7 protein-coding genes are annotated in these 12481 nt (G+C 69.7%); 3 read left to right on the plus strand and 4 right to left on the minus strand.

Translation table 11 applies throughout. The features are described from left to right. The first annotated feature begins 18 nt into the window (after positions 1–18). Together ABD210_RS01280 and ABD210_RS01285 are read left to right on the plus strand one after the other, a co-directional pair. On the plus strand, positions 19–1584 hold the full coding sequence (locus ABD210_RS01280; RefSeq protein WP_344107646.1) for an AMP-binding protein: 1566 nt from the start codon (positions 19–21) through the stop codon (positions 1582–1584). Between the two features lie 36 nt (positions 1585–1620). Further along, entirely contained in the window at positions 1621–2229 is a 609-nt protein-coding gene (locus ABD210_RS01285) for a TetR family transcriptional regulator (protein ID WP_344107648.1), read from the plus strand. Between the two features lie 33 nt (positions 2230–2262). Here ABD210_RS01285 and ABD210_RS01290 read toward each other — a convergent pair whose 3' ends face one another. Then, positions 2263–4536: an NACHT domain-containing protein gene (locus tag ABD210_RS01290; RefSeq protein ID WP_344107650.1), complete on the minus strand. Its 2274-nt coding sequence runs from the start codon at positions 4534–4536 to the stop codon at positions 2263–2265. Between the two features lie 151 nt (positions 4537–4687). Here ABD210_RS01290 and ABD210_RS01295 point away from each other — a divergent pair, with 151 nt between their 5' ends. Beyond that, positions 4688–6136: an MDR family MFS transporter gene (locus ABD210_RS01295; protein ID WP_344107653.1), complete on the plus strand. Its 1449-nt coding sequence runs from the start codon at positions 4688–4690 to the stop codon at positions 6134–6136. Here ABD210_RS01295 and ABD210_RS01300 read toward each other — a convergent pair. The 3 genes from ABD210_RS01300 to ABD210_RS01310 form a co-directional block, all read right to left on the minus strand. Beyond that, a complete protein-coding gene (locus ABD210_RS01300) occupies positions 6133–7002 on the minus strand; it encodes a proline dehydrogenase family protein (RefSeq protein WP_344107655.1) in 870 nt (289 codons plus the stop codon). The two genes, ABD210_RS01295 and ABD210_RS01300, sit on opposite strands and share 4 nt — an antisense overlap. A 176-nt stretch (positions 7003–7178) precedes the next feature. Continuing rightward, positions 7179–8603, minus strand: a complete 1425-nt coding sequence (locus tag ABD210_RS01305) for an FAD-binding oxidoreductase (protein WP_344107657.1) — start codon at positions 8601–8603, stop codon at positions 7179–7181. A gap of 76 nt (positions 8604–8679) precedes the next feature. Next, positions 8680–11913 carry an ATP-binding protein gene (locus ABD210_RS01310; RefSeq protein ID WP_344107659.1) on the minus strand — a complete coding sequence of 1078 codons (3234 nt, stop codon included), beginning with the start codon at positions 11911–11913 and terminating at the stop codon, positions 8680–8682. Positions 11914–12481 lie beyond the last annotated feature (568 nt).

A 12481-nucleotide genomic window follows, 5' to 3' on the forward strand; every position in this document is an offset into this window, starting at 1 on the left:
TCGTGAAAGGGCCCGCCCATGGTGATCCACAGTGAGTTCCCACCCGTCGAGACCCTCGACGTACCGATCCACGATGCCGTTCTCGGCCGCGCCCGGGAGTACGGCGACCGGCCGGCGCTGGTGGACGGCGTCACCGGCAAGGAGATCAGCTACGCCCAGCTCGACCAGATGAGCCGTCGGATGGCGGCCGGTTTCGCCGAGCTCGGCATCCGGCATGGCGACGTGATCGCCTTGCACAGCCCGAACACGATCCTCTGGCCGGTGGTGTTCTATGGCGCCACCCGGGCCGGCGCCACCGTGACGACCGTCAACGCGCTCTACACCGCGGACGAGCTGCACAAGCAGTTGGTGGACTCGAAGGCGAAATTGCTGGTGACGATTTCGCTGTTCCTGCCGCTCGCGACCGCCGCGGTGGAAGGCACCGACGTGCAGGAGATCCTCGTCTGCGACGCTGCCGAGGGATTCCGCTCGGTGATGGAGTTGCTCGCCACCACCGCGCCGGAGCCGGTGGTGGAGATCGACCCAGTCGAGGACGTCGCCGTGCTGCCGTATTCGAGCGGGACCACCGGCGCGGCCAAGGGCGTGATGCTGACGCATCGGAACATCGCGACGAACATCTCGCAGGCGGAGGTGACGATCAGCGTGGACGAGAACGAGCGGATCATCGCGATCCTGCCGTTCTTCCACATCTATGGGCTGACCGTGCTGATGAACCTGCCGTTGCGGCTCGGCGCGACCGTGGTGGTGCTGCCGAAGTTCGATCTGCAGCAGTTCTTGACGACGCTGGACGAGCAGAAGATCACCCGGGCCTTCGTGGCGCCCCCGGTGGTGCTCGCATTGGCGAAGCACCCGGCTGTGGACGGGGTGGACCTGTCGTCGCTGAAGTACGTGACGTGTGCGGCGGCGCCGCTGGACGGCGAACTCGCCGAGGCCTGTGCGAAGCGGCTCGGGTTGCACGCGATCCTGCAGGCTTACGGGATGACCGAGCTCTCGCCGGGCACTCACGCAGTACCGCAGGATGACCAGGATCCGCCGCCCGGTGCCGTGGGCAAGTTGTTCCCGTCGACCGAGATGCGGCTGGTCGGTGCCGATGGCAACGGCGTGGGCGAAGGCGATCCGGGCGAGATCTGGATCCGCGGGCCGCAGGTGATGAAGGGGTATCTCGGCCGGCCGGCGGAGACCGACGCGACGATCGACCCCGAGGGCTGGCTGCACACGGGCGACATCGGGCGGGTCGACGCCCGTGGCTACCTGTACGTCGTGGACCGGGTCAAGGAGCTGATCAAGTACCACGGGTACCAGGTGCCCCCGGCCGAGTTGGAGGCCGTGCTGCTGACAGACGACCGGATCGCGGATGCGGCCGTGATCGGAGTACAGGCCGATGGCAATGAGGTGCCGAAGGCGTTCGTCGTCCCGATGCCGGGCGTCTCGCTGTCCGAGCAGGACGTGATCGACTACGTCGCCGCCCGGGTGGCGCCGTTCAAGAAGATCCGGCAGGTGGAGTTCATCGACGCCGTCCCGAAGGCGGCTTCGGGGAAGATCCTGCGGCGCGAGCTCCGAGCACGGGAGGCGGCCCGTGAGTGAGCTGGCGGGCCGGACGCTGAGCTTCCTGGAGTCGTCGTGAGCGAGGCGCAGCGCGAGCCCCAGCAGGACCGGAGCCGCGCCACCCGGCAGAAGCTGCTGGGGGCCGCGCTCGAGTCGCTGGCCGAGGTGGGCTACTCGGCCACGACGGTCGCTGTGGTCGCCGCCCGCGCGGGGGTTTCGCGGGGTGCGGCGCAGCATCACTTCCCGACCCGAGCGGATCTGTTCGCGGCGGCAGTCGAGTACATGACCGAGGTGCGGCTGGAGGAGATCCGGGCGCAGGCCGCGGGACTGCCCAGCGGCGACGGGAGGACCGAGGCGATCGTCAGCATGCTGGCGGACGTCTACACCGGGCCTTTGTTCCGCGCGGCGCTCCACCTGTGGGTCGCGGCCTCCACCGAGGAGCCCCTTCGGCAGCAGATCGTGCGGCTGGAGGCGCACGTCGGACGTCAGGCACATCGCGCCCTGCTGGAGGTGCTCGAGGTCGACGAGCGGACCCCCGGCGTCCGCGAGACGGTCCAGGGCGTCCTCGACCTGGCCCGCGGCCTCGGCCTCGCCGACCTCCTCACCGATGACGCCCACCGCCGCCGCGGCATCGTTCGCCAGTGGTCCACGATCCTCGACCAGGCCCTGACCGCCGCACGCTAGTGCCGCGGTGCCAATGGAGTTCAGACACGGGCACTAGCCTCGCCGGCGGGCTCGCTCGGCGATCCGGCGGTCGACCTTCGCCGCCAACGCGTCCGGGTCGCAGTCGGCCAGGTGGTCCCGCACCAGCAGGTGGATGAACGCATACTCGCTTCGCCCGCTTCTTGCGAGCACATAGCGATCGGCTGCGTAGCGGAGGAAGGGGCCGCGGCGCCACGGGAGATACCCGCTCCAACGCAGCAACAACCCGTGCAGGATCCTGGAGGGGCCACCGGCGAACAGGGGCGCCCTTCGCCGCCAGGCCTTGGCCGCGATCCCGCCGACCAGCACGCCGAGGACCGCCTCGGGTTCAGGCGAGATCCTCGCGCCCAGGATCACGGCCGTCAGCAACCCGACCAGCACGCCACCGAGCACCCAGGGATCCATTCGCCACGTCGCTCGCGGACCGTCCTGGGACTCGTCCGCGCTGTGCGGATAGACCCGGTGATCCATCGGCAGCGCCTTGACCAAACGGATGCCCTGGGCAACTATCAGCCCCACCGCCAAGCAGGCGACGAACTTGCCAGGCGATTCCGAGCGGGTGAAGACGAGCCAGCCCAGCACCGTCACCAGGGCCAGCCGCACGCCCAGCAGCAGCCGGCGACCGTTGGTGGTCGACAAGATGAGCTCCAGCCCGTACGACGCGCCGACCGCTGCCGCCCCCAGAGCAAGGCCGAGCCAGGCGGGCAGCAGCGACACAAGTCCAGCGCCGATCATGACCGACGCCAGTCCCGCTACCGCGCCCGTGCAGAGCATCACGGCTGTCAGCAGGAGCCGCGGCTGGTTCTGTCTGTCCTGCAGCACCCACCAAGTGCGTGGGCGGACATGCACCAGGAGGAGCCCGTACGCGCCCACCGCCAGCCCGGCAGGTACGCCGTACAGGGCGGCTGTGGCGAGCGTGGCACCGCCGACCAGCCCAGCGAACAAGGCCGGCAGGCAAACCATGTGAGCCAGGTAGCCCACAGGAGGCAGGACCAGGCCGTACCACCCGTTCGGAGTCAGCCGTCGCGGTACTGCGATGCGGTCACCTGCGCGGGTCCGCGTCCACCAGGCCAGGCACCACAAGGAGCGGACGGCCGAGCGAGAGTCGTACTGACGGCCGGTCGACCGGTAGCGCGCGAGGACTTCGGAGACGTAGGTGTCGAACAGTTCGCGACGGTGGTCGGCGACCGCGCCCGCGGCGATGTCGCGGGCGTCCCGGCCCCGGTAGGCAAGCGCCATCACGTTGAGCATCAGCGGCGAGTCGACCAGGTCCCACAGGTCGTCGTCCTGCTCGATCGCGGCTCGGGCACCGGCGAGTTCCTGGCCGGCCGAGGCGAAGTAGTCGAGCACTTGGCGACGGCTGAGCGGGCGGATGCGGACAGCGCCGTACAGCCGGAGTGGTTGCGGGAGCCGCTCGTAGTCCTGGATGCGGCAGGTGACGGCCAACTGGCCGATCAGGTAGCGGTGCTGCAATTCCTCCAGCACTGGGGCCAGCTTGCCCCGCTGGGCTCCGGCGATCTCGTCCACGCCGTCCAGGAGCAGCCCGAGTCTGCCCTTGCGCAGCCAGACGCGGCCGACCGCGACGGGGATCTGGTACCTGCTGCTCAGTTCGTCGAGAAACCAGCGAACGAATCCGGCGAGCAGCGCGCTGTCATCGGGATCATCGTCGTCATGCCGGGCTGTCGAGCCGCTCCAACCGGCCAGGTCGACCAGTACGGGGATCGGGTGCTCGGGTTCGCTGTGCGCTCGCGCTGCCAACGAGCGGGCGAGGTCCAGCAGCAGCGTGGTCTTGCCGGCACCGGGTGCGCCGAGGATCAGAACCGAGTCCTGCAGGTCCTCGAAGGCGGTCGCGATGTCCGCGTCCTCGCGGATCTCCGTGACGCTGCTGGCGAGCGGCTGGACGAGCAGGTCGTACGGAGGGATCACTGCCTCTGGCCGTTCGTCGAGCGCCAGAGCCAGCCGGGTTCTGGAGGCGAGCGAGCCGGCGACCCGGTCGGCGAGGTAGCGGTCGATCCGGGCGAGCGCGTTCGGGCGGTTCCTCGGCTGGTCCGCCGAGCGGGCCGAATGGCCGACCGTCCGGCGGCTGCGGAACTCCCAGAGGCCGGTCAGGATCGCGACCAGCCAGAGCAGCCCGATCACCGGCCAGGTCCAGTCGACGTATTGCGCCAGGAAGGCCGGGGCCGTCCCGCCGGTGCCGACATTGATCGCGATCGGCAGCAGCACCAGGGTCAGCGAGAGGGTCACGACCAGTACGACGACCCTGAGCAGGCCGTTGCCGCGGATCCTCATCCACGGAGGTTATCGAGCCTGCGGGCCGCAGGTGGCCGTCGCCCGCGTTTCACCCTCCGGAGCGGACCGGCCGACGGCTCGCGCCGGCGGCATCCCACCTGCCGGGCACCGCTCGGTAATCGTTGTCAGGTCACGTAAGTTGCCCTTTGTCATGACTACTGAGCGGATCGACCGGGCGAGTGTGGGGCTGCGGTCCGAGCGAGGGCCGATCCTGCTCGCGGTGATGCTGAGCGTCGGGCTGGTCGCGATCGACGCGACGATCCTGGCGACCGCCGTGCCGTCGGTGGTCGAGGACCTCGGCGGCTTCACACAGTTCCCCTGGCTGTTCTCGATCTACCTGCTGGCCCAGGCGGTGTCGGTGCCGATCTACGGCAAGCTCGCGGACCAGCGCGGCCGGAAGCCGATGATGCTGCTCGGGGTCGGACTGTTCGTGCTCGGCTCGGTGCTCTGCGGGTTCGCCTGGAACATGCCCGCGCTGATCGCGTTCCGGCTGATCCAGGGCCTCGGTGCGGGCGCGATCCAGCCGATCGGGATGACGATCGTGGGCGACATCTACAGCGTCGCCGAGCGGGCCAAGGTGCAGGGCTACATCGCCAGCGTCTGGGGCATCGCCTCGTTCGTCGGGCCGACCCTCGGCGGGGTGTTCTCGGACTACATCTCCTGGCGCTGGATCTTCTTCGTGAACATCCCGCTCGGCCTGGCCGCCGCGTGGGTGCTGAGCCGGCGGTTCCACGAGAGGATCGCGCAGCAGACCAAACACCAGATCGACTATGCGGGGTCGATCCTGCTCGCGGTCGGTGGTTCGCTGCTGCTGCTCGGGTTGCTCGAAGGCGGCGTGATGTGGTCCTGGGACTCCGCGATCAGCATCGCGGTTCTGGCGCTGGCTGTTGTGCTGCTGGTGACGTTCGTGTTCGTCGAGCGGCGAGCCGCGGAACCCGTCCTGCCCTTGTGGGTGCTGGGGCAACGCGTACTGAACTCGGCGAACTCCTCCGCGCTGCTGGTCGGCGTACTGATGGTCGGGCTGTCGACGTACGTGCCGCTGTATGCGCAGGGTGTGCTCGGGACGTCCGCGCTGGTCGCGGGGTTCGCGCTGGCGGCGATGACGATCGGATGGCCGATCGCGGCGTCGTTGGCGGGCCGGATCTACCTGTCGCTGGGGTACAGGACGACCATGCTGTTCGGCGCCGCGATCGTGGTCATCGGCGCAGGTCTGCTTCTCGGCGTGAGCCCCGGAAGCTCGGTGCTGTACCTCGCACTGGCCTGCTTCGTGATCGGGCTCGGCCTCGGCTTCACCGCCTCACCCGGTGTGGTCGCCGCCCAGTCCTCGATCGACTGGCGGAGCCGCGGCGTGGTCACCGGTGCCAACATGTTCGCCCGATCGGTAGGTAGCGCTGTGGGCGTCGCCGTGTTCGGCGCAGTCGCGAACGCTGTGGTCGCCTCCCGGGTCGGCGGCAACCAGAAGGAGCTCGAGAAACTCCCCGGCAACGTGCTCGCCCCAGCGATCCACGACGTGTACTACGGTGCCGCAGCCGCCGCGGTCCTACTGGTCGTGGCCGCGGCCTTCATGCCCAACCGGGTGAAGGAACAGCCCCGGGACTAGGCCCCGCGGGATTCTGCGACGCGGCGGAGCCAGTAGCGGAACCAGTCGGGCCCGTAGGGCACATAAACGCGCGTAGGGATGCCACGGTCGCGCAGTTCATCCAGTACTTCGGGTCGCACCCCGAGGAGCTGCTCCACGGGGACCGTGCCGAGGGATAGCTGAACGGCCTCGCGCAGGCGGCCGTCATGCGTCGCCAGCGACCACCTTGCCCCGCTGGCCGCGAGCTGGTGTGCCAGCTGGAGGTACGCGATGTCGGTCGGTTCGCCGTACGGGTGTGCGCCGGTCGATTCTATGTACGCGCCCTTGACGAGCCGCACGTGGACACCGGCAGAGGTCAACGTCTCGACGTCTTCCGGTGAACGCTTCAGGTTCGCCTGCACGGTGGCGCCGAGCCGATCCGCCAGGCCGCGACCGGCGACTTCCAGCACGCATTGCCGGATCTGGTCGGTCCGGGTGGTGTCTTCGGCTCCGATCTGGAGCAGGCGACCCGGGGGCAGAGCCTCCGCAACGTTGGCAACCAGCTCCGCGGCACCGGCCGGGTCCACGTCCAGGGCGAGGTGCGAGAGGTCGAGTGAGAGCCAGACATCCGCGTCCGGAAGCAGCTTGGCGAGCTCGAGATACTCGTCGACGACGCGGGCCGCTTGTTCCGGATCGGTCGACATCTCGCCGAACAGGTCGAGGCTGACGCCGTGCCCCTTGCCGAGCTGGCCGGTGGCGACCGCGAGCGCCTCGTCGAGAGTCCGGCCGGCCACGTAGCGGGAGGCGGCGCGCCAGGCATTCGCCTCCCCGCCGGGCAGGCCCTTCACCACCTGCTCCAGCCGATCGCTCGTCGCCAACTTGAACAGCACCGCCCGATCAGCTCGCATACGGTCGAGTCTGCCAGCCCGCACCCCCTGGCCGTCGCCGACGCAATCGCAGCAAGGCTGCCGCGGTGCCGCTGATCCAGCCGCTCCCCCCAGGCGGCTGGACCAGCGGTGGTATGGACTGAGCTATGCGCCGCCGCAGCTCGCCGCGACAGGCCACGATCGCCACCGGACGGTGGTCATGGTTGCCGATCCGGACTGACCGACGGTGGGATGTTCTGGTTGAGCCGGAACAGGTTGGTCGGGTCGTAGCGGCCCTTCACCGCGGCAAGCCGCGCATAGGTCGCCGGCGGGTAGGACGCTCGGACGCGTTCGTCGCTCGCCTCGCCGGTGAAGTTCACATAGGACGCCGCGTCCGGGCCCAGCGCCGCGGACGCCGAGCGTGCCCATTCGACCACCCCGTCGAAACCGGCCGAATCCGGTGTCCGGGCGACGACGTTGAGGATGTACTCACGGTCCCGGGTACCGAACGCGGTGGCGTCAGCCGGGACCCGGCCCATTGCTCCGCCGAGGTGGTGGATGTGAAGTTCGGAGACAGCGTTGGGCGCTTCGGAGTACGACGAGATGAGCGCGTCGACTGTTGTCGCGCCGAGGTCGCTGAAGAACGCCGAGCGGAAGTAGTTCCACATGCCGCGCGGGTACAGCGGATCGAGGAGCGACTGCATGGCGACGTACGGCATCGGGCCGAAAACGTCGGCCACGACCGGCGCGAGCCCGCGGAACGGCTTGGTCGCCGCGTCACCGTCCTCGGTCCGGCCCGACCACACGCCGAGAACGGCGACGATGGGCTTGCCATGGATCTCCTCGGGCAGGAACGGCAACGGCGGCGCGGTGGTCAGGTTGACCGCCAGCGACAGCTCGTCGGGCGCGTTCGCCGCGGCCTCGCCGAAGCCCTGGAGCACCTGGGCGGCATCCTCGCCCCGGTAGAAGACCAGGCCGGAGAAGACCGTCGGACCCACCTCGTGCGCCCGGAACTCGAACGACGTGACGACGCCGAAGTTGCCGCCACCACCGCGCAAGGCCCAAAGGAGATCGGGGTGTTCGTCCTCGCTGGTGTGCAGGTACTGACCGTCAGCGGTGACGATGTCGGCCCCCACGAGGTTGTCGCACGTCAGCCCGCAGCGGCGAACGAGCCACCCGATCCCACCGCCGAGGGTGAAGCCCGCGATACCGGTCGTGGACACCAGTCCACCGGTGACCGCCAGCCCGAACGCCTGCGCCTCGACGTCGACGTCGCGCCACAGACAGCCGGCCTGCGCCACGATCCGGCGCCGGTCCGGGTCGACCCGGACTCCGTTCATCGCTGAGAGATCGAGCACGAGACCGCCGTCGGAGGTCGAGAACCCGGGGATGCTGTGGCCGCCACCTCGGATCGCGAGCGACAGGCCCTCGCTTCGTGCGAACTCCACGCCGCGGAGCACATCGGCCACGCCGTGACACTGCACGACGGCAGCCGGCAACTTGTCGTGGGCGCCGTTCCAGATCGATCGTGCTTCGTCGTACGAAGGGTCTTCCGGGCGGATCAGCACGCCACGCAATGCCTGGGCGAGCTCTCCTAGCGTGGCTTCTCCCAACGCGTCGTGACGCGCCTGAGTCGTTGTCATCGTTGCTCCTCGATCGTCAGCCTGAGACGTCCTGAGTGGACGGACACGACGCTAGGAAGACCGCCTTTGCAGCGGCTTAGCGCGCCTTAGCGGGCCGTGAAGGAGCGCGCTTCGAGTCCCCGACGGGCAGCGTGGCTGCCCGCGCCGTACCGAGCTGGCAGCCGAGGCGGGCGAAGAGCTCGGTCGCCGTGCGGCCATGCCTGACGAGCGCCGCCGAGTCGTTGTCGTCACGGGCGAGCTCGGCGGCGAGGAGCCGGGTCCACGCCTCGAGTCGCAGGTAGCCCTGCGGCTGAAAAGCCTCCACCGCCTGTTCGGCCAGTACGCGGGCGGCGTGCCGTTCGCCGGCGAACAGTTCGACGACGGCGAGATCCAGCAGCGCACCCGCCACTCCCGGCGCATCCTCGACGGCCTCGCCGCGGTCGACAGCCTGGCGGGCGAACCGTCGTCCCGCTTCGAGGTCGCCCGCGGCCGCGGACAGCAGCCCGAGGTTGGCCAGGCTCACGTTCTCACCGCGGCGGTCCCCGAGCTGCGCGCGAATCCGCAAAGCCTCGCGCAGATGCTCGTCGGCCGGCTCGAACAGCCGGCGGTCGCGCTCGATGCAGCCCAGATGGTTGAGAGCGTGGGCCAGCCCTGCCGGATCGTCGATGTCGGTGAACACAGCGACCGAGCGCCGTACCGCGTCGATCGCGTTGTCCAGGTCGCCGGCGAGACGATGGGCGTCGGCGAGCGCCGAGAGGGTGTAGCCACGGCCTTGCTGGGCGCCGACCCTACGGCCGAGCAGCCAGGACTCCTCGAACACCGGGACCGACAAACCGTCGACTGGGACCAGCGGCAGGGACAGCGTCACGGCTGGGAAGAAGGGGACGACTGTCGCCTCGATCAGACCCAGGTGGCGAAGGCAGTCGCCGAATCGTTGCTGCGCCGACGTCACGTCCTCGCGGAACAAGGCAGCCATGGCGGCCAGTCCGCGGGCCGCCGCGGCCGCAGGCGCCGCCCCCAGCGCCTCGGCATCGGCAACCGCTTTCGTCGCGGTGCGCTCGACCTCGTCGAGGTTGGCACTGCTCAGCAGCAGGGTGCCGCGCAGAACCCGCGCGTAGACGACCTCGGCTGGATCACCTGACTGCTCGGCGACACCGACGCCGGCGTCGCCCAGACCCCGCAGTCGGTCACCCAGACCTCTGCGGGCGTCGAGGACCGCCAGGGCGAACAGCGCACGTGCCCGCTCCGGTGACGGTGCGGCCGCCACCTCGAGGACGCGTTCGAGCCAGCCCGCCCCTTCGACGAAATGACCCCGGGCCAGCCAGTACGGCCACAGGCTGACGGCCAGCGACAACGCCCGCTGATGGTCGTTGCGTAGGGCCCAGCCGAGTGCGGCGCGGAGGTTGTCGTGATCGGCGTCCAGCAGTTGGGGGCGTTCGACGACGACACCGGCTGCCCGCTCCAGGTCGTGGTGGCGGGCGACATCCAGAAAATGCCGGGAGTGTGCGGCATCGAACTGCTCTACCTCGCCCGCTTCGACGAGTCGCTCCAGGGCGAACTGTCGAATGGTCTCGAGCAGTCGGTAGCGGGAATGAGAACCGGCACGTTCGACCTGCAGCAGAGACTTGTCGACCACCCGGCCGAGGCAGTCCAGCACGTCGCGGACCGGAAGCCGCTCGTCCGCGCACACCTGCTCGGCTGACACGAGCGAGAAGCTGCCGGCGAAGACCGCGAGCCGGCGCAGCAGGACCTGCTCGTCCTCCGACAGCAACTCGTGGCTCCACTCGAGCGCGGCCCGCAGGGTCGCGTGCCGGGTGATCTGGCCGCTTCGTCCGAGCAGCGGGAGCGCCTCGCTCAGCCGCTCGGCGATCTCTGCCGGTTCGAGGTGGGACATCCGCGCAGCGGCCAACTCCAGGGCGAGTGGAATACCGTCGAGCCGCCGGCAGATCTCCACAACGGACCCGGTGCTACCCGCGTCGAGCACGAAGTCGGGCCGGACATCACGGGCACGGTCAAGGAACAACCGGACAGAGGCGAGACTCCCGAGCCTGTCGAGGTCGCCGGCGTCCCCAGGCTCGGGAAGCTCGAGCGACGGCACCCGGAAAGTCACCTCTCCCGGAACCCGCAGCGGCTCGCGGCTCGTCGCCAGCACCGTGACACCCGCGCAGCCGCGGCGCACCGCGTTGGCGAGCTCAGCACAAGCGGCGAGGAGATGCTCACAGTTGTCGAGCACGAGAAGAAGGGTCCGCGGGGCCAACCGCGCGACCAAGGTGCGCAACGGATCGGCACCCGCCGCGGGATCCAGCCCCAGGGCCGCCGCCACCGTGTCGGCGACGAGACGTGGGTCGGCTACGGGCACGAGATCCGCCACCCAGACCCCGTCGGGATATGAGTCGACCAGTCTGCGAGCCGCCTCCTCCGCAAGCCTGGTCTTGCCGGCACCCCCCACCCCCGTGAGCGTGAGCAGCCGGCCACGGCTCAGCAGGCGGCGGACATCCGCGATCTCCCTTTCGCGCCCGACGAAGCTCGTCAGCGCCGGAGCCAGGTTGTGGCCGCCCAGGTCGGGCGCACGGGGCGCCTCATCCTCGAGGCTGCCTGTCAGCAGGTCGCGGTACAGCCTTCGCGTCTCTGGGTCGGGATCGGTGCCGTACGCCGCGCGCAGGTCATCGCGCAACTGCTCGTACCGTGCCAGGGCCTCCGAGCGTCGGCCCATCGCCGCATGCCGCCGCATCAGGCTTCGAGCCGCACGCTCGTGGAGCGGGTTTGTCGCCAGCGCGCGCTGCAGCGCGTCGAGTGCCTCCACCTCGTACCCCTGCGCGCCGCCAGCAGAAATGGTGTCTGCGAGGTCCACGAGGAGATCGCAGAAATTCTCGCGGAGCTCCTCACGCGGCCGGGCGGCCCAGTCCTCGAACCGGTCCTCGGGGAGCAGATCGCCGGTGTACGCCGCCACCGCGGCGCGGAGATCAGCGAGGTCGCCGCCGGCCCGGGCGAGCGCGGTCAGTTGCTCGAAGCGCCGCACATCGACGTCGACGAGACCGTCCGTCAGCAGCGAAACAACATCATCACGCAACTCCAGCAACCCATTGGTCGGCCCATCACCCGCGAGCGCCCGACGGGCGACGTGCAACGCCTGATGGAGGTTGTTGACCGCGGACGTCGGATCCCGGTCCGGCCACAACGTGTCGAGGAGCACCTCACGGTGCAGTCGCTGATCACGCGTCAACGCCAACAACTTGACGAGCGTGCGCGCCTTACGCAGACGCCACGCCCTGGGTTCGACGGGCTCCCCGCCACGATCCACACCGAAACCACCCAGTAGCTGGATCTGCACGATCGACCTCCCCGTTGAGAGTAGACGCCCGGCGCTGGCGCGCGAGGTCGAGGAGGAGACCGGCTGGAAGGTCCGGGGAGATCCTCGCGGCCGTCACCGACTGGGAGTGGGAGTACGAAGGGCGGGTGCGACGGTGATCGCCGGCTGCGGGACATCGTCGCGTTCGCCGTACGGACCCGGGTCACGGAACGGTTGCGGCTGGAACCGGTCACTGGTCCAGGTGAGGTCCTGACCGGACATGAGGCGGACATCGAGCGCCTGCAGGCGGATCCCTGCATCACCCGAGCGCCACCGGGATGGCACTACCGGCCGTAGAGCCGGATGTCAGTCAGAGGCCCAGGAATCCCGGCACAACGGTGCGGCAACCACGCGCAAATGGCTCCGCTGTGTGACCGCCCAGGCGCGGCGGTCACACAGCGGAGTCGGCCACCTCGGAGAGTGGCTCGTGGTGAGGTGTCACGAGCCACTGGTTCCGCCCGGCCCGAGGTGTCGGCCAGGAGGTGGTTGGAACGGCTGGGCGGCGGCGATACAGGGAGTCAACCGCCGGCCCAGCCGGGCCGGTGGGCGG

Origin of the sequence: Kribbella alba, assembly GCF_039529635.1 — a bacterium.
In the GTDB taxonomy this organism is placed as follows: Bacteria; Actinomycetota; Actinomycetes; order Propionibacteriales; family Kribbellaceae; genus Kribbella; species Kribbella alba.

Excerpts from the sequence above, each read along its gene's own strand:
- ABD210_RS01290 (WP_344107650.1), bottom strand. The coding sequence starts at position 4,536 with ATGAGGATCCGCGGCAACGGCCTGCTCAGGGTCGTCGTACTGGTCGTG.
- ABD210_RS01300 (WP_344107655.1), bottom strand. The coding sequence starts at position 7,002 with ATGCGAGCTGATCGGGCGGTGCTGTTCAAGTTGGCGACGAGCGATCGG.
- ABD210_RS01305 (WP_344107657.1), bottom strand. The coding sequence starts at position 8,603 with ATGACAACGACTCAGGCGCGTCACGACGCGTTGGGAGAAGCCACGCTA.
- ABD210_RS01280 (WP_344107646.1), top strand. The coding sequence starts at position 19 with ATGGTGATCCACAGTGAGTTCCCACCCGTCGAGACCCTCGACGTACCG.
- ABD210_RS01295 (WP_344107653.1), top strand. The coding sequence starts at position 4,688 with ATGACTACTGAGCGGATCGACCGGGCGAGTGTGGGGCTGCGGTCCGAG.